We start from the raw sequence: 17,151 nt of genomic DNA, 5'->3' as shown, positions 1-17,151 counted from the left end.
GACGGGGTAGGTGTGTGATGGTTGCGCCTCCGAGAGGGCTCGGTTGAATCACACTTGCGGGAGAACATGATGGATATCCAGTCATCGGCGCTGAACCAGTTGTTTGTACTTTATCCCGTAATCATTCCAGGATGGATCTCTCCGTTGAAAACCGCCGATCCCGCTGACGGTGGCATTCCCAAATCGCTCTACGATGAACAGCCGCAGGGCCTGGAGTGCCTGGTCGATCCATGGGCGGAGCTCCAGAGTCGTTCGTGGAAAATGGCTGTCGATGATCGCGTTGACTTGTACATCAATAGCGAGACCACTCCGGTTGCAGGAAAAACCATCGTACAGGGAGAGGAGCAGTCACGTATCCGTCTGTACGTACCGCACGGACGGTTGCCCAATGGAGTTTCCAGGTTTCATTACAAAGTCACTCGTCCCAGTGGGCATAGCGAAGACTCACGGGATTTGAACGTGTTGTATTACCTGCGCTCGCCGGGAGAACCGGCGCCACAGGGGCTGGATCTGGTAATCCCCCCCGATGTGCTGAAGGATGGGGTCGACGCTGCACGGGCTGCGCAAGGTGTGGAGTTCGGATTTAACTTTTCCAACCCACGCCCCTATAACCGTATTCGTTTTCAGACCGGTGATGAGACGGATGAGTGGGAGATCACCGATGCTTCGGCACCGGTGACCAGAACGCTTTTCGAGGACACGTTTCGGCGCATTGGGGACAGCCGTTACGTACAGCTGGACTACCTGGTATTCGATCATTTGGGAAATTTCAATCGGTCATCAACCAAGCTGATAGATGTTCATCTTGGCCGACTTGATACTCAAGTCGCCTTCAGTAACGGACCGTATGACGTCGCTCCTGGCGGACGCGTCAAAGACGTCAAACTCAGCCTTACGCGATCAGGGCAGCCAGCTGTAGGCAAGATCACGGTAGTGCTTCCAGTAGGCAGCCAATATGCCGATGGGGCAGGCGGTACCCGCGAATTTTCGACACAGCCGGACGGCACCCTGATCATCGAGGGCATTAAAGGAGCGACTGCTGGCGGGGTTTACACTCTGATGGCCTCCAGTGGCGGGCATACGACAACCGAGACTTTGACTGTCATGGCGTATGCGCAACCGGGCGTAATTGCCGTCGGCGCTCTGATTCAGGGAATTACCATCAGTAGCGATGGCAGACGAGCCTACGTGGGGCCTGCTAACGGGAGATCGCTGGCGGTGATCGACACTGAAAAAGCCAAGGTTGAACGGTATATCCCGATCAACGGTCAGGATTCATCGAGTCAGCATGCATTGAGTCGCGACGGTACTCGGGCTTTTGCAGGCTTTTACCAGACTCAACTAATGGAAATCCTCGACCTGGAGAGCGAGCGGACCATCGCGAGCTTTCCGGTAGGTAGAGCCTGCTTCAATGTCACCCTGAGCCAGGACGAAGCGCTTGCGTTTGTCAGTAACTCGCATGACGCCACTGTTAACGTGATAGATGTGCGCAACTTGCAATCGCTAAAAACCATTACGGTTGGCCAGGCACCGAACCAGATTGTTGTTCATCCCGATGGCAGCAGAATTTATGTCGCTGTAGTAAGCAGCAGCTCGATTGTCGTCATCGATTCCCGGTCACTGACGCAAATTGCCGCATTCCGCTTGAAGGCGCCGCCTATCGGTCTCGCAATGAGTCCTGACGGGAACAGCATTTTTGCTGATGTTGTAGTGAGCACGACGGAGGAAATCGTGCAGGTCAATGCTCACAATGGCGCATTGATCAGGGCTATACCCGTTACCGGGCTCGCCAGGGGCATCGTGGTCAACCATCGCGGTACACGTGCTTACTGCTGTAATCCTCATACGCATACCGTCTCGACCATTGATATTCAATCTGGCGCTGTCATCCAGAGAATACCCGTAGGACGGCTGCCACTTCGTATGGCGATCAGTCCCGATGATTCACTCGGGTATGTTTCCTGTCATGAGGACGGGACCGTTTGGGTGATCTCTTTGCAGCCGGTATTAGCGGGGGGACTCGATACCCCTTTTGGAGGCGTTCTCGAGCATGTTGAACCAGGTTCTGTGAAACCGGTTCCGGGGGACGAGTATCTCGGTCTGCCGGGGTGATCTGAAGTCAAAGGATCGCAGTCTCGGCGACTACAGCAGTTTGCATTCCAATTCGCAGGAACTGCTGAAGATCTGTGATCTTTTACGCTCAATGTTCCTGCGCCCGATAAGCCCCCGGCGTCAGCCCGGTCCACTTCTTGAACGCCCGATGAAACGCCGACGGCTCGGAAAATCCGAGCTGCTCGGCAATCTGCTGCAACGACAGATCCGCACGGCCCAAATGATAAATGGCGATATCTCGCCGCAACTGATCCTTCAACTCCTGAAAACTGCTGCCTTCCTCACGCAAATGCCGGCGCAGCGTTTGCGGGCTGATGTGCAAGTGCGCCGCCACCGCTTCCAGATCCGGCCAGTGTGCCGTGTCGCGACTGAGCAAACGGCGCAGGCGGCTGCTCAGGCTGTCGCCGTCGTCCGGGCGTGAGAGCAGGTCGGCGGGGGAGCGTTCGAGGAAGTGTTTGAGGGTGCGTTCATCCTGCAACAGCGGCATAGACAGATATCGGCTGTGGAATAAAAGGCTGCTTTGCTCGGTACCGAAAGTCAGCGGGCAGGGGAACAACAGGTCATATTCAGCGCCGTGATCGGGGCGGGGATAGCTGAAAGTTGCCTGCTCGAGGCGAATTCGCTGGCCAATCAGCCAACTGCCGAGGCGATGCCAGATCACCAGCAAACTCTCGGTGAGAAAGTGATCCGGGTCGCACATCTGCGAATCGTCGAGGCTCAGGCGCACCCATTCGTCTTCGCGCGTCAGGCTCAGGCGCGGGGCTTCGGGGAATAGGCTATAAAACAATAAACCCCGTTGCAGGGCTTTCTCCAGATTGCGGCAGTGAATCGAGGCGTGGCACATCATGGCGAAACTGCCGGGCTTGCTCGGGGCGTTGCCGAAACCCAGGTATTCGTCATCCAGCGCCAGCCACAGGCCCTGAATCAACCGGGTGAATTGTTCCGGAGCGATGCGTGCGCGCGGCTCGTCGAGCAGTTCCGGGCTGATGCCCAGTTGCAGCAGCAGGCTCGAGTAATCGAACCCTTGGCGGCGCGCGCCACCGAGGGCGGCACGGGCGAAATGACTGGCGATGGTGCGTTCGCGCATAAGCGGCAGATCCTTCCTCAGGCGCCGGATGGTAGCCGGCGGCTGGACACGCCTACAAGGCGGTTTTCCGCCAAATTGTAGGACGAGAAGCGGCGAGTTGGCGGAAATCCGCCACACTTGAGTCACCGAGTGGTGACATCCATGACGGTGTAATCCCTGATATCAAAAGGCTTGCAGGCAATCGCACCAAAGTGGCACGACGTTTGCGATACAAGCCACAGAAGCGTGCGTTTGGCCCTGATGGAAAACGCTGCTCCAACAACAAATCCCTCCAGTGCAGGAGGGTTCGCAATTAAGGTTTCGCGGCCAACAGATGGATGTTGCCACGCGGGACGCTTGAGGAAACCTGCAATGACGACTCGTCAGCCACTGTACAAATCCCTGTATTTCCAGGTGATCGTTGCCATCGCCATCGGCATCCTGCTTGGTCACTTCTACCCTCAGACCGGTGTGGCCCTCAAGCCGCTGGGTGATGGGTTCATCAAACTGATCAAAATGGTCATCGCCCCGATCATCTTCTGCACCGTTGTCAGCGGCATCGCCGGCATGCAGAACATGAAATCCGTGGGCAAGACTGGCGGCTACGCGCTGCTGTACTTCGAAATCGTTTCCACCATTGCCCTGCTGATCGGTCTGATCGTGGTCAACGTTGTGCAACCGGGCGCCGGCATGCACATCGACGTCACCACCCTGGACGCCTCGAAAATCGCCACTTATGTGACGGCCAGTAAAGACCAGAGCATTGTCGGTTTCCTCCTCAATGTAATCCCGAACACCATCGTCGGCGCGTTCGCCACCGGTGACATCCTGCAAGTGCTGATGTTCTCGGTGATCTTCGGCTACGCCCTGCATCGCCTGGGTTCGTACGGTCGTCCGCTGCTGGACATGATCGATCGCTTCGCCCACGTGATGTTCAACATCATCAACATGATCATGAAACTGGCGCCGCTGGGTGCTTTCGGCGCGATGGCCTTCACCATCGGTGCCTACGGCGTCGGCTCGCTGGTGCAACTGGGCCAGTTGATGATTTGCTTCTACATCACCTGCATCCTGTTCGTGGTGGTGGTGCTGGGTGCGATCTGCCGTGCTCACGGTTTCAGCGTGTTCAAGCTGGTGCGTTACATCCGTGAAGAACTGTTGATCGTACTGGGCACGTCCTCGTCGGAATCGGCATTGCCACGCATGCTGATCAAGATGGAGCGTCTGGGCGCGAAGAAATCCGTAGTAGGTCTGGTGATCCCGACCGGTTACTCGTTCAACCTCGACGGTACTTCGATCTACCTGACCATGGCGGCCGTGTTCATCGCTCAGGCGACCGACACTCACATGGACATCACTCACCAGATCACCCTGCTGCTGGTATTGCTGCTGTCCTCCAAAGGTGCGGCGGGCGTGACCGGTTCGGGCTTCATCGTGCTGGCTGCCACTCTGTCGGCGGTAGGTCACCTGCCGGTGGCCGGTCTGGCGCTGATCCTCGGTATCGACCGCTTCATGTCCGAAGCCCGCGCACTGACCAACCTGGTTGGTAACGCTGTAGCGACCATCGTGGTTGCCAAGTGGGTCAAGGAGCTGGATACCGATCAGCTGCAAACCGAGCTGGCCTCGGGCGGCCGCGGTATCGCTGATACCCGTCCTGAAGATGATCTGGGTGTGGCTGAAGGCCCAACCCCAAGCAATGTGAAGTAAGTACTGCTTGCCTGGAAAAACCCGCTTCGGCGGGTTTTTTCTTGCCTGCGATTTGAGCGTAACGGTCACACCCGCTGACATTTCCGGTGATTGCCGTACGCGGTATCGCTGCCTAGGCTGAGTGCATCGCCCAAGGAGTTCGCCCATGTCCGCACCGCTGGCCTCACTGAAGATCCTCGATTTCTCTACATTGCTGCCGGGGCCGTTCGCCTCGCTGTTGCTGGCGGATATGGGCGCTGAAGTGCTGCGCATCGAATCACCAACGCGCATGGACCTGCTGCGGGTATTGCCGCCGCATGATGGCGGAGTTTCGGCCAGTCATGCCTACCTCAATCGCAACAAGCGCAGCCTGGCCCTGGACCTCAAACAGCCCGAGGCGCTGGACGTGGTCAAGCAATTGCTGACCGATTACGACATCGTCCTCGAGCAGTTTCGCCCCGGTGTCATGGAGCGTTTGGGCCTGGGCTATGAAGCGCTGAAGGCGATCAACCCGAAGCTGATCTACGTGTCGATCACCGGTTACGGCCAGACCGGGCCGTACAAGGATCGCGCCGGGCATGACATCAACTATTTGGCGCTGGCGGGGCTGGCCAGTTACACCGGCCGCGCCGATAGCGGTCCGTTGCCATTGGGTATGCAAGTGGCGGATGTCGCCGGTGGTTCGTTGCACGGGGTGATCGGCTTGTTGGCGGCGGTGATTGCGCGGCAGCAAACCGGGCAGGGCACGCACCTGGATGTAAGCATGACCGACTGCGCGTTCAGCCTGAATGCAATGGCCGGTGCCGGCTATCTGGCTTGCGGCGAAGAGCCAGAGTGGGAAGAGCAGATGCTCAACGGCGGCAGCTTCTACGATTATTACCGTTCTCGCGATGGACGCTGGATGTCGGTGGGCAGTCTGGAGCCGGGGTTCATGCAGCAATTGTGTGCGGCGCTGGGGCGGCCGGAGTTGGCCGCACAGGGCCTGTCGCCCAAGCCTGAACAGCAGCGGGCGTTGAAATACGCGCTGACGGTCGAGTTTGAAAAACATGACTTTGCTGAATTGTGCGAGTTGTTTGCCGGGATTGATGCGTGTGTCGAGCCGGTATTGAGTCTGGGGGAGGCGGTAAGCCATCCGCAGTTGCGGGCACGGGAATTGGTGACGCAGGTGCCGCGTGAGGATGGTACGACGCAGGCGCAGATGGCCTGTCCGTTGAAGTTTTCCGAAGCGTTGCCGGCGCCGCGGCATGTTGGCGCGGTGTTGGGGCAGCATACGGATCAGGTGTTGGGGGAGTTGGGGTTGAGTCCTTCGAAAATTGAAGAGCTGCGCCGGGCCAAAGTCATTCTTTAGTGCCTGTTCTGGCCTCATCGCTGGCAAGCCAGCTCCCACAGTTTTCGAGGTGTCCACAGATTCTGTGTAAGACACCTAAACCTGTGGGAGCTGGCTTGCCAGCGATGGGGCCAGTCAGGGCGAAACAAACTGACTATTCCACCCGCATCTCGCCACTGAACACCAACGTGTTCCGGCAGCGGCGACACAGGTAACGCCGTCCCTGCCGTACCAGACTATGGCGCTGCGCCGAAAACGGAAAATCGCTGTCCGCGCACGGGCATTTGTAGATATAGCGGGTCACGCTGCGGCGCTTGATTGCATAGGTGTGGCAGCGATCCGGCGGCAGTTCGTAAACCCCGCGCATGATCAGTTGCCATTCCTCGCCGTGGGGCTGAATGCGCTCGCCAAACAACTGATGGGCGATCAGGTGCGCGACTTCGTGGGCCACGGTCTGCTTGAGGAAGTGTTCGGTGTTTTCCCGGTACAGCTGCGGATTGAAGCGCAGCAGATTCTCGTGCAGATGCGCGACACCGGCTTTTTGCCCGCGCAGCTTGAGACTGACGACAGGGCGTGGGAAAGAACGTTTGAAAAAGGCTTCAGCGAGTTGGTAACAGTCTTCGACGCGGGTATTGAGTTGCTCGGGCATGCTTGATGGATCTCCAGAGGCGTCGAGTATGCCGCAACCCTGTGGACTTGCGAATCGCCGAGCTGCCGAATGGTCATCCTTGAAACGACAAGGCCGCCTTGCGGCGGCCTGTTATCAGCCTGTCGAGTCAGTTTGTATACACAGGCCCGACGCCCAGCCCCCAGACAATCACGGTGAATGCCATGATGGCGACCAGCACCACCAGACCCACCGCCAGCACCGAGCTGGAAAACAGGAAGCCCTCGTCCGACGGAATATTCATGAACGTCGGCAGCCCCACATACAACAGATAAACCGTGTAGCAGATGGCCGCCGTACCGACGATCATCCCCAGCCACATATGCGGATACAGCGCCGCCAGACCGCCGACGAACAACGGTGTCGCGGTATAAGTGGCAAATGCGACACAACGGGCCAGACTCGGGTTGGCGTCATAGGTACGCGCCATCCAGTGCACGAAAGCGCCCATGACCGCGACGCCGCCGAGCATGGCCAGGTACGACATGATCGTCATCCACAGTGCGCTTTCAAAGGTAAGCATCACCGGTGCGCGGTTGCCGATCACCCAGCCAACCTGAGTCGTGCCGATAAACGCCGAGACAGCGGGGATCGCCGCCAGAATCAGCGTGTGGGTGAGGTACATGTGGCTGATGCTTTCCTCTTGGTCGCCACGGATTTCCTTCCATTCCTGATCGGGGTGGGTAAAAAGTCCCACTACGTGATGGATCATGCCAGTCACTCCTCTTGTTATTGCCATCGCCCCCCAGCGGAGCGCCTACGGGCCAAGGTGGCCGAGCAAATACAGGTCTTCAGATGTGTGCGACCTTATGTCGCAGTATAGAAAGGTCTTACCCGTACAGGTATTAGGGGCTTAGAGCAAATCGCGCTGTAAACAGTGCGGGTAATCGCCTCGGGGTCTGTTAACGCGCCGTCGGCTGGCCGCGACAACCTGTGCCCACAACCCCGGGGTTTTTGCGTAAAATGCCGGCCTTTCGTCACACCTCACGGATTTCGCGTCATGGGCACTCTTACGGTCAACCAGAACAAACTGCAAAAGCGCCTGCGCCGTCTGGCCGGCGAAGCGGTCGCCGATTTCAACATGATTGAAGATGGCGACAAGGTCATGGTCTGCCTGTCCGGCGGCAAAGACAGCTACACCATGCTCGATGTGCTGCTGCACCTGCAAAAGGTTGCCCCGATCAAGTTCGAGATCGTTGCGGTGAACATGGACCAGAAGCAGCCGGGCTTCCCCGAGCATGTGCTGCCGGCCTATCTGAAAGAGCTGGGCGTCGAGTACCACATCGTCGAGAAAGACACCTACTCGGTGGTCAAGGAACTGATCCCGGAAGGTAAGACCACTTGCTCGCTGTGCTCGCGCCTGCGTCGCGGCACGCTGTATACCTTTGCCGATGAGATTGGCGCGACGAAAATGGCCCTCGGTCACCACCGGGACGACATCGTCGAGACGTTCTTCCTCAACATGTTCTTCAACGGCAGCCTCAAGGCCATGCCGCCGAAGCTGCGTGCCGATGACGGCCGCAACGTGGTGATCCGTCCGCTGGCGTACTGCAACGAGAAAGACATTCAGGCTTACTCGGACTTCAAGGAATTCCCGATCATCCCGTGCAACCTCTGCGGTTCGCAGGAAAACCTGCAGCGTCAGGTAGTCAAGGAGATGCTTCAGGACTGGGAGCGCAAGACCCCGGGCCGTACCGAAAGCATCTTCCGCAGCCTGCAGAACGTGATTCCATCGCAACTGGCCGACCGCAACCTGTTCGACTTCACCAGCCTGAAGATCGACGAGACCGCGGCTTCGCGCTTCGTCAACGTCGTCAATCTGTAAACCCATTTCAAATGTGGGAGCGAGCCTGCTCGCGAAAGCGGTGCGTCATTCAACTGATTTGTTGACTGATACTCCCACTTCGCGAGCAGGCTCGCTCCCACATTGGTTTCTTGCTTCATTCAATAGGAGAGGGCATGCGCGATTACAAGTGGCTGCACGAATACTGTCTGAACCGCTTCGGTTCGGCGGCTGAACTGGAAGCCCATCTGCCCGTTCCCAAGACCCCGGCACAACTGCGCAAGATCAGCGACGACCGTTACCTCTCGACCATGGCCCTGCGCGTATTTCGCGCCGGCCTCAAACACAGTCTGGTCGACGCCAAGTGGCCGGCCTTCGAAGAGGTGTTCTTCAAGTTCGACCCGGAAAAAGTCGTGCTGATGAGCGCCGAACACCTTGAACGCCTGATGCAGGATGCGCGGATTATCCGTCACCTGGGCAAACTCAAGAGCGTGCCGCGCAATGCGCAGTTCATCCTCGATGTCGAGAAAGAGAAGGGCAGTTTCGGCGCGTTGATCGCTGACTGGCCGGTGACCGATATCGTCGGCCTGTGGACATACCTGAAAAAGCACGGTCATCAACTGGGCGGGCTGTCGGCGCCACGGTTTTTGCGCATGGTTGGCAAGGACACGTTTGTGCCGAGCTACGACGTGGTCGCGGTGCTGAATGCGCAGAAGATCGTTGATAAGGTGCCGACCAGTTTGCGTGACCTGGCGATCGTGCAGGATGTGTTCAACCAGTGGCATGAGCAGAGTGGCGGGCGGGCCATGAGCCAGATTTCGATGATGCTCGCGTACACAGTGAATCATTGATACCGAGTTGCCCCAATCGCTGGCAAGCCAGCTCCCACAGGTTTTTGTATTGATCACAATATTGTGTTTCAACACAGACCCTGTGGGAGCTGGCTTGCCAGCGATGGCGGTCTGTCAGGCGACGGAGACTTCGCCTTCGCCAGCCTGCTTGCGATTCAACTGATACCGCCACCGCACATACAACAGCGCCGAGCAGAACACCGCCAGGCTCGCGATCATCTCCAGCACCCCAAACCACTGTCGACTCGGGTCATACGCCGCCAGTGCGCCTTTGATGAAATACAGATTCACCACAAAGCACATCCACGAATGCCCACGGGCACTGCCCATGATCATCGCCGGGGCGAGGATGATCCACGGGATCAGCTCGACCAGCAGAATCACCCATGGCCGCGCGCCGTGCAGGTCGGCGAACAGCAGATAGTAGGCCGCGAGCAGACCGGCTAGGGCGAAAAAGCTCAGCAGGCTGAGCACCCGCATCGCCTTCACCCGTGGCTCAAGCCACTCGACACTCGGCAGAATCTTCGGCTTCTTCGCCATCTCAGCCCACCAGTTTCTGAGCGGTTTTGGCCAGCCGCAGACCCAACGCACGGCACAGTGCAACTTCGTGCTGATCAAGGCCTTTTTTGCCGTCCGCTCCGGCGTGATGACTGGCACCGTAAGGCGTGCCGCCACCCTGGGTTTCCAGCAGCGCCGACTCGCTGTACGGCAGGCCGGTGATGAGCATGCCGTGGTGCAGCAGCGGCAACATCATCGACAGCAGGGTGGTTTCCTGACCGCCGTGCAGGCTGGCGGTGGAGGTGAACACGCCAGCCGGTTTGCCGACGAGGGCGCCGGTCAGCCACAGGTTGCTGGTGCCGTCGAGGAAGTACTTCAGTGGCGCGGCCATGTTGCCGAAACGCGTCGGGCTACCGAGGGCGAGGCCAGCGCAGTTCTTCAAATCATCCAGCGTTGCGTACAGCGCGCCGTCCTCCGGGATGGCCGGGGCCACGGCTTCGCACTCGGTGGAGATCGCCGGCACGGTGCGCAGGCGCGCTTCGAGGCCAGCCTGTTCGACACCGCGGGCAATCTGCCGGGCCATCTCGTTGGTCGAGCCGTTGCGGCTGTAATACAGCACCAGAATGTACGGCGCGCTCACGGCAACAACTCCAGGATATTTTCGGGTGGACGACCGATCACCGCTTTGTCGCCGACTTCGAGAATCGGTCGCTCCATCAGTTTTGGATGCTGGGCAATGGCGTCGATCAATTGCGCTTCGCTGAGGCTTTCGTCAGCCAGTTGAAGCATTTTGTATTCATCTTCCCCGGTGCGCAGCAACTGACGTGCGCTGATCCCGAGCTTGCCGAGCAGGGCCTTGATTTGCGCTGCATTCAGCGGGGTCTCGAGGTACCGCACGACGTTCGGGGTCAGGCCGCGGGCTTCAAGAAGCTCCAGCGCGCCGCGGGATTTCGAGCAGCGCGGATTGTGATAAAGCGTCAGATCGGTCATGGCGGGTCGCTTCTGGCGTAAAGTGGCGGCTATTCTAACTGTGCAGCGCGCAATCCAGAACCTTCGGAGGCAATGGGTCGCAGGCGCCTTCAAATTTTCTCAAGGAACACGACATGACACGGCGATTGGCAGCGGCATTGACGATAATCGGGGCGTTGATGCTGGGGGGCTGCGGCAATGATTACGGGATTGACCAGAACGGTCAGAAGGTCGCGTCCGAACGTCTCGACAAACAATGGGTGGTGCTCAACTACTGGGCCGAATGGTGCGGCCCGTGCCGCACCGAGATCCCGGAGCTCAACCATCTGGCTGACGAGCTGAAGAGCAAGAACGTCGGCGTGTTCGGGGTCAACTTTGACAATGTGCAAGGTGTGGAGCTGAAAGACGCCAGTGAAAAACTGGGCATCAAGTTCACCGTGCTGGCGCAGGATCCGGCGGAGTTGTTTGAGTTACCGCGCAGTGAGGCGCTGCCGGTGACGTACATCATCGACAACAAAGGCAAGGTGCGTGAGCAGTTGATGGGGGAGCAGACGGCGGCGGGGGTGATGGCGAAGCTGGAGGCGTTACAAGCGACCAAGTGAGTTGCCGCTAAAGAGCAACCCTCACCCCAGCCCTCTCCCAGAGGGAGAGGGAGCCGACCGAGGTGTCTGGCGAGGTACATCGACCTGAGAGATCGAGTCGATTGTGAATTCGTCAAAACCAGATCCGCTCGATTAGGCAGTCGCAAGAGCGGGATTCGATCGATTATGGATTCGATGAAGACCCTTCAGGTCGGCGTAGCTCCCCAATATCCCCCAATCAGTCCCCTCTCCCCCTGGGAGAGGGCTAGGCGGGCGGCGTTCCGATGAGGGCATCGGCGGACTAGCCAATCAACCCTCTTCCAGCCACCAGCGCAGCGGCTTGCCTTCAGCCGGCCAGAAGCGCATCTGCTCGATCGGCGAGATATCCCAGCGCTCGACGTGTTCCAGCGCCTGCAGGAAGCGTTGTTCCTGCTCCATCAACGCTGGTGCACAGAGTTTGCGGGTCTTGCCGATCTTGCCGAAGGTCAGCTTGTCGCCGTCCAGCGTATACGGCGCAAACCAATGGTTGCAGCCGCCGTTGCCGTAGGCGCGGCCATCATCGCCCAGGGTCACGGTCAGATGGCTGTAATCCATCAGCGGGCGCTCGCCGATCCACTCCAGAATGTAGCTGCGGTTCTGTTGCAGTTGCACAGGCTCTGCCGCGCAACCCACCAGACCCACACCGACCATAGCGGTCAGGGCAAGCCGTTTCATCACGCAGGCTCCTGGCATTTCGGGCACAGGTGCTTTTCGCCCACGGCTTTCCAGCCCAGCTCGGCGATGCGCGCGGTGGCCGCCGGTTTCTCTGCGGCCTTGCCGAGTTTGGCGTCCACGGCAAATTCGAAGCTCAGCTCTTTGGCGCAGCTGTCGCAATTGACCTGCCAGGTGTGGATCGCCAGTTCGCCGAACACCGGGCCAGTGGTCATCGCGGTCCATTGGCCCGGCGGGTTGATCAGGTGGCGGACGGTTTCAACGGTCAGGCGCATGGACAAGTCCTTGCTGCCTTTGAGGGTGACCAACAGCGCGTCACCGATGCGAATCGAGCCACCATTGCCGGTGACCTGATAGCGGCCCGGAACGAGGGCGCGGCATTCGGTGAGGGTGTGTTGCGGGTTCATCAGGGTATAGCGGAAATCGTGTTCGACCATGGGTCCTCCAAATATGCGCGACATGCTAGCACGGGGTTGATTGCAGAATGATGCGCGCGTGCGACCTTCGATCCGGTTCAAATACCGCGACACTCATGGCAAACTGCCGGCCTCGAATCTGAAGGAACGGAACATGGCGCTGATCGAATGTTATGAATGCAAAAAGAGCATCAGCTCCGAAGCCTCGGCCTGCATTCATTGTGGAGCTCCGATGGCGGAGCAAACCGCTCACGCCCAGGCGCAGGCAACTGCGGCCCCGGCTCAGCCTTCGACGATTTCTTTTGGCAGTCTGCCGCGTAACAAGGCTGTGCCCGAAGTCACTGCTCCAGCGCCTGAACCGCAACCTTTACCGAAAGTCATGCCGGCCGCCGCACGGCGTCGGCGCCAGCAGCCAACCGAGCAACCGGCCACAGAGCAGGCCAATGCCGACGGCAGTCGTCCGGTGGAAGGCTGGCTGAAGATCATGATCTTCCTGCTGCCGATGTTTTTCGTCTGGTTCCTGCTGCGCTACGGCCACTCGATGAAACAGCGCTTTTTTGGTTTCGGCTGGCTGGCGATGCTGATTCTGGCGTCTTCGCTTTCACCGAAATAAGCGCAAAAAACCTCAGCCCTCGACCTGGTTCTGTGGCGTTCCCGCCGCCCAGGTCGCGATGTTGTGCAGGGTGGTTGCGGCAATTGCACCCAGCGCTTCGCGGGTCAGAAAGGCCTGATGCGCGGTGATGATCACGTTGGGAAAGGTCAGCAATCGCGCCAGCACATCGTCCTGCAAAGGCAGGTCGGAGCGATCCTCGAAAAACAGTTGTGCCTCTTCCTCATAGACATCCAGCCCCAGATAGCCGAGTTGGCCGTCCTTCAATGCATCGATCAGTGCCGGTGTGTCGACCAGCCCACCACGGCCGGTATTGATAAGCATGGCGCCCGCCTGCATGTGCGCCAGTGAATCGCGGTTGATCAGGTGTTTACTTTGCTCGTTGAGCGGACAGTGCAGGCTGATGATCCGCGACTGTGCGAGCAGTTCCGGCAGGCTCAGGTAACGCGCACCCAACGCCAGAACATCGGGGTTGGGGAAGGGATCGTAAGCCAGTAGCTCACAACCGAAACCGTGCATGATTTTCGCGAACGTGGCGCCGATCTGTCCGGTGCCGACAATCCCCACGGTTTTGCCGACCAGGTCGAAACCGGTCAGGCCATGGAGGCTGAAATCGCCTTCACGGGTGCGGTTATAGGCACGGTGCAGGCGACGGTTGAGGGCCAGGATCAGCGCCACGGCGTGTTCGGCCACCGCATGCGGCGAGTAGGCCGGCACGCGCACCACGGCCAGTCCGAGACGTTTCGCTGCGGCCAGATCGACATGGTTGTAGCCCGCCGAGCGCAGGGCAATCAGACGCGTGCCGCCCGCAGCCAGGCGCTCCAGCACGGGAGAGCTGAGATCATCATTGATGAACGCACAGACCACTTCATGTCTATCGGCCAGCGCTGCCGTATCGAGGCTGAGCCGGGCCGCTTGAAAGTGCAGCTCGATACCTGCCGGGCAAGCGGCGGCGAGAAAGCTGTCGCGGTCATAGGTCTGGCTGCTGAAAACGAGCGTGCGCATGAAATCCTCCTGGAACATCGACACGGATTGAATCACCCGAACCCACTTTAGCGCTGCCGGTGTTGGCCGGCATTGCCGTGGATCAGGCGCTGATCTTCGCTTGTGCCGCGAGCCGGTTGATCGCGCGCTCCAGTTCTTCCAGCGCTGCCACGGCCTTGGGGTCGTCCTGCTTGAGCAGGGTTTCGCTGCGCTGGCAGGCCGCGCGCAATTGCGGTACGCCGCAATAACGGGTGGCACCGTGCAGGCGATGGACGCGTTCGATCAATGCATTCTGGTCGCGGTTTTCGCACGCCGCGCGGATGGCCTCGCGGTCGGCTTCCAGTGAGGCGAGCAACATGGCCAGCATGTCTGCCGCCAGATCAGCCTTGCCGGCGGCCAGGCGCAAACCTTCCTCGTGATCGAGCACCGGCAGTTCATTATTGCCCGCCGCGCTGTCGCTGATCCGCTCCGGCCCTTGATTGCGCAAGGCCAGGCCGGTCCATTTCAGCACCACCTGCGCCAGTTGCCGTTCGCTGATCGGTTTGGTCAGGTAATCGTCCATGCCGCTTTGCAGCAACGCGCGTTTTTCGTTGGCCATGGCGTGGGCGGTGAGGGCGACGATCGGCAGCGGCGTGCAGTGCCGCTCGCTTTCCCACTGGCGAATGGTTTCGGTGCTCTGGCGGCCGTCCATGCCCGGCATCTGCACGTCCATCAACACCAGATCGAAGGACTCGCTTTGTACGGCTTTGACCGCCGCGTAGCCACTTTCCACCGCAAGTACCTTGGCGCCCATGTCTTCGAGCAGGGTTTGCACCAGCAGCAGGTTGGCCGGGTTGTCGTCGACACAGAGCACTTTCGGCGCGCGGCTCGACAGCGGTTCCCCTGGCTCATTGCGCGGCTGGCGCGGGTTGACCAGATCGGCCAGCGCACGACGCAGTTTGCGTGTGCAGGCCGGCTTGGCTTGCAACTGACTGTGCGGGTTCGGCACCGACAGATGGAACAGCGTCTGTTCGGTGGTCGGGCACAGCACCAGCACTTTACAGCCCAGATGTTCGAGGTCCCAGATGTGCTGATTCAAACGCTCGGGCAGCATGTCGTTGCTGGTGATGCCGATGACCGCCAGATCAATCGCCTGATCGGTCTGGTGCGCGCCGGTGACGCCATTGGTCAAGGTTTCCAGCGTATTGAACGGCGTGACATCGAGGCCGCAATCTTCCAGTTGATGTTGCAAGGCCTGACGCGCCAGTTCATGACTTTCCAGTACTGCCACGCGGCGCCCGAGTAGCGGCGGGGCCGGCAAGTCTTCGGCGTCGTCACGGGTTTTCGGCAGGCTCAGGCTGATCCAGAATTCCGAGCCTTCGCCGGGTGTGCTGTCGACGCCGATTTCACCACCCATCTGCTCAATCAGACGCTTGGAAATCACCAGTCCCAGGCCGGTGCCGCCCGGTTGCCGCGACAGCGAGTTGTCGGCCTGACTGAAGGCCTGGAACAACGCGCGCACGTCCTGATTCGACAGGCCGATGCCGGTGTCCTGAATGCTGATGCGCAACTGCACGCTGTCTTCGTGTTCATCTTCAAGCATCGCGCGGGCAACGATGGTGCCTTCGCGGGTGAACTTGATTGCGTTGCTGACCAGGTTGGTGAGGATCTGCTTCAGGCGTAAGGGGTCACCGACCAGCGACAACGGCGTGTCGCGGTAGACCAGACTGACCAGCTCCAATTGCTTGGCGTGTGCGGCGGGGGCGAGGATGGTCAGGGTGTCCTGCAACAGGTCGCGCAGGTTGAACGGAATATGGTCGAGCACCAGTTTGCCCGCCTCGATTTTCGAGAAGTCGAGGATCTCGTTGATGATCCCCAGCAGGCTGTCGGCAGACTTTTCGATGGTGCCCAGATAATCGAGCTGGCGCGGGGTCAGTTCGCTTTTCTGCAACAGGTGCGTGAAGCCGAGAATACCGTTGAGCGGCGTGCGGATCTCGTGGCTCATGTTGGCGAGGAATTCGGATTTGATCCGGCTCGCCTCCAGCGCTTCTTTGCGCGCCAGGTCCAGTTCGATGTTCTGGATCTCGATGGTTTCCAGGTTCTGGCGCACGTCTTCGGTGGCCTGATCGACACTGTGTTGCAGTTCTTCGCGGGCGTTCTGCAAGGTGCCGGCCATGCGATTGATCCCGGAGGCCAGTTCATCCAGCTCCTGACTGCCGAGCGGTGGCAAACGCGTTTCCAGATGGCCGTCCTTGAGTTGCGCGACGGCTTGCTTGATCTGGCTCAGCGGCCGGTTGATGGTGCGGCCCATGCGCAACGCCAGCAGTGCGGCCCCCGCCAGACCCGCGGCAATCAGCAGCAGGCTGGCAAACAGGCTGCGATAACCGCGCAGCAACATACCGTTGTGCGACAGCTCCAATTCGACCCAGCCAAGCAGTCGCTCGGATTCTTCCGGGATCAGTTCGCCGGCGAGGTTGCGATGTTTGCCGAACACCGGCATCAGGTAACGCGTCGCGTCATTGCCGCTGCGCCGTTGCAAATGCGCGCTGTCGCCGCTCGGTGCCTGATTGAGCATGGTCGGGCCGGCATGCGCCAGCGGCGAGCGGTCCGGGGCGAGGAAGGTCACCGCGCGCACGTCCGGCTGTTCAAGGGATTGCGTGGCGATGCGCTCCAGCAATTCGCTGTTGCCATGGCCCATGGCGGGTGCCACCAGCGGCGCCAGTTGCTCGGCAATCATTTCGCCGCGCTGCATCAATTGGGTCTGCAAGTCGGCCTGCTGCGTCCAGGTGAAATAACCACCCAGCACCAGCGCCATCAGGCTGGTCGGCAACAAGGTCAGCAATAACACGCGACCTTTGATTCCCAGTTTCTTGAGCACGCCTATCTCCTGCATCCCGCTGATCTGTTGACT

At 59.5% G+C, this 17,151-nt stretch carries 17 protein-coding genes; 7 read left to right on the top strand and 10 right to left on the bottom strand.

Annotated features, from left to right (window positions below; genetic code table 11):
- The first annotated feature begins 69 nt into the window (after positions 1–69).
- Positions 70–2,112, top strand: coding sequence for a YncE family protein (locus ACOYXH_RS17920; RefSeq protein ID WP_460065628.1), 2,043 nt, complete (start codon positions 70–72; stop codon positions 2,110–2,112).
- Between the two features lie 88 nt (positions 2,113–2,200).
- Here ACOYXH_RS17920 and ACOYXH_RS17915 read toward each other — a convergent pair whose 3' ends face one another.
- On the bottom strand, positions 2,201–3,199 hold the full coding sequence (locus ACOYXH_RS17915) for an AraC family transcriptional regulator (protein ID WP_258708683.1): 999 nt from the start codon (positions 3,197–3,199) through the stop codon (positions 2,201–2,203).
- A 351-nt stretch (positions 3,200–3,550) separates the two neighbouring features.
- On the opposite strand from ACOYXH_RS17915, the gene ACOYXH_RS17910 reads away from it, so the two are divergent.
- Entirely contained in the window at positions 3,551–4,885 is a 1,335-nt protein-coding gene (locus tag ACOYXH_RS17910; protein ID WP_095123044.1) for a dicarboxylate/amino acid:cation symporter, read from the top strand.
- 145 nt (positions 4,886–5,030) lie between these two features.
- A complete protein-coding gene (locus ACOYXH_RS17905; RefSeq protein WP_095051056.1) occupies positions 5,031–6,212 on the top strand; it encodes a CaiB/BaiF CoA transferase family protein in 1,182 nt (393 codons plus the stop codon).
- Between the two features lie 133 nt (positions 6,213–6,345).
- Here the strand turns inward: ACOYXH_RS17905 and ACOYXH_RS17900 are convergent, their stop codons facing one another.
- Both ACOYXH_RS17900 and ACOYXH_RS17895 read right to left on the bottom strand, forming a co-directional pair.
- On the bottom strand, positions 6,346–6,840 hold the full coding sequence (locus ACOYXH_RS17900; RefSeq protein ID WP_095051057.1) for a SprT family zinc-dependent metalloprotease: 495 nt from the start codon (positions 6,838–6,840) through the stop codon (positions 6,346–6,348).
- 127 nt (positions 6,841–6,967) lie between these two features.
- Positions 6,968–7,570, bottom strand: coding sequence for a Yip1 family protein (locus tag ACOYXH_RS17895; RefSeq protein WP_016773629.1), 603 nt, complete (start codon positions 7,568–7,570; stop codon positions 6,968–6,970).
- Positions 7,571–7,858: 288 nt separating this feature from the next.
- Here ACOYXH_RS17895 and ttcA point away from each other — a divergent pair, with 288 nt between their 5' ends.
- Together ttcA and ACOYXH_RS17885 are read left to right on the top strand one after the other, a co-directional pair.
- Complete coding sequence (gene ttcA, locus ACOYXH_RS17890; RefSeq protein ID WP_093442168.1) at positions 7,859–8,683, top strand: tRNA 2-thiocytidine(32) synthetase TtcA; 825 nt, start codon at positions 7,859–7,861, stop codon at positions 8,681–8,683.
- Positions 8,684–8,817: 134 nt separating this feature from the next.
- Positions 8,818–9,492: a DNA-3-methyladenine glycosylase I gene (locus ACOYXH_RS17885; RefSeq protein WP_460409854.1), complete on the top strand. Its 675-nt coding sequence runs from the start codon at positions 8,818–8,820 to the stop codon at positions 9,490–9,492.
- 114 nt (positions 9,493–9,606) lie between these two features.
- Here the strand turns inward: ACOYXH_RS17885 and ACOYXH_RS17880 are convergent, their stop codons facing one another.
- From ACOYXH_RS17880 to arsC, 3 genes are read right to left on the bottom strand one after another with little or no spacing between them, the layout of a single operon-like run.
- The gene (locus ACOYXH_RS17880; RefSeq protein ID WP_220556853.1) at positions 9,607–10,032 is read right to left on the bottom strand and encodes a DUF2069 domain-containing protein; all 426 of its coding nucleotides are present in this window, start codon (positions 10,030–10,032) and stop codon (positions 9,607–9,609) included.
- 1 nt (position 10,033) lies between these two features.
- Positions 10,034–10,630, bottom strand: a complete 597-nt coding sequence (gene wrbA, locus ACOYXH_RS17875; RefSeq protein WP_095125223.1) for an NAD(P)H:quinone oxidoreductase — start codon at positions 10,628–10,630, stop codon at positions 10,034–10,036.
- A complete protein-coding gene (gene arsC, locus ACOYXH_RS17870) occupies positions 10,627–10,980 on the bottom strand; it encodes an arsenate reductase (glutaredoxin) (protein ID WP_093442189.1) in 354 nt (117 codons plus the stop codon). The genes wrbA and arsC overlap by 4 nt, the downstream gene beginning before the upstream one ends.
- Before the next feature lie 113 nt (positions 10,981–11,093).
- Between arsC and ACOYXH_RS17865 the strand changes: the two genes are divergently transcribed.
- On the top strand, positions 11,094–11,561 hold the full coding sequence (locus ACOYXH_RS17865; RefSeq protein ID WP_007917494.1) for a TlpA disulfide reductase family protein: 468 nt from the start codon (positions 11,094–11,096) through the stop codon (positions 11,559–11,561).
- A 288-nt stretch (positions 11,562–11,849) separates the two neighbouring features.
- On the opposite strand, the gene ACOYXH_RS17860 is transcribed toward ACOYXH_RS17865, so the two are convergent.
- Both ACOYXH_RS17860 and ACOYXH_RS17855 read right to left on the bottom strand, forming a co-directional pair.
- Positions 11,850–12,254, bottom strand: coding sequence for an META domain-containing protein (locus tag ACOYXH_RS17860; RefSeq protein WP_093442194.1), 405 nt, complete (start codon positions 12,252–12,254; stop codon positions 11,850–11,852).
- The gene (locus tag ACOYXH_RS17855) at positions 12,254–12,688 is read right to left on the bottom strand and encodes a hypothetical protein (protein ID WP_095051061.1); all 435 of its coding nucleotides are present in this window, start codon (positions 12,686–12,688) and stop codon (positions 12,254–12,256) included. Before ACOYXH_RS17855 ends, ACOYXH_RS17860 begins: the two co-directional genes overlap by 1 nt.
- A gap of 133 nt (positions 12,689–12,821) precedes the next feature.
- Here ACOYXH_RS17855 and ACOYXH_RS17850 point away from each other — a divergent pair, with 133 nt between their 5' ends.
- Positions 12,822–13,280 (top strand): hypothetical protein, encoded by a 459-nt coding sequence (locus tag ACOYXH_RS17850; RefSeq protein WP_095051074.1) that lies wholly within the window; start codon positions 12,822–12,824, stop codon positions 13,278–13,280.
- 12 nt (positions 13,281–13,292) lie between these two features.
- Here the strand turns inward: ACOYXH_RS17850 and ACOYXH_RS17845 are convergent, their stop codons facing one another.
- Positions 13,293–14,282 (bottom strand): 2-hydroxyacid dehydrogenase, encoded by a 990-nt coding sequence (locus tag ACOYXH_RS17845; RefSeq protein WP_460409853.1) that lies wholly within the window; start codon positions 14,280–14,282, stop codon positions 13,293–13,295.
- 82 nt (positions 14,283–14,364) lie between these two features.
- Positions 14,365–17,118, bottom strand: coding sequence for a response regulator (locus ACOYXH_RS17840; protein WP_095051076.1), 2,754 nt, complete (start codon positions 17,116–17,118; stop codon positions 14,365–14,367).
- Positions 17,119–17,151 lie beyond the last annotated feature (33 nt).

Source organism: Pseudomonas sp. Mb7 (assembly GCF_054790525.1).
The sequence above is the reverse complement of the archived record's forward strand: the minus strand, read 5'-3'. Positions and strand labels throughout refer to the sequence as shown.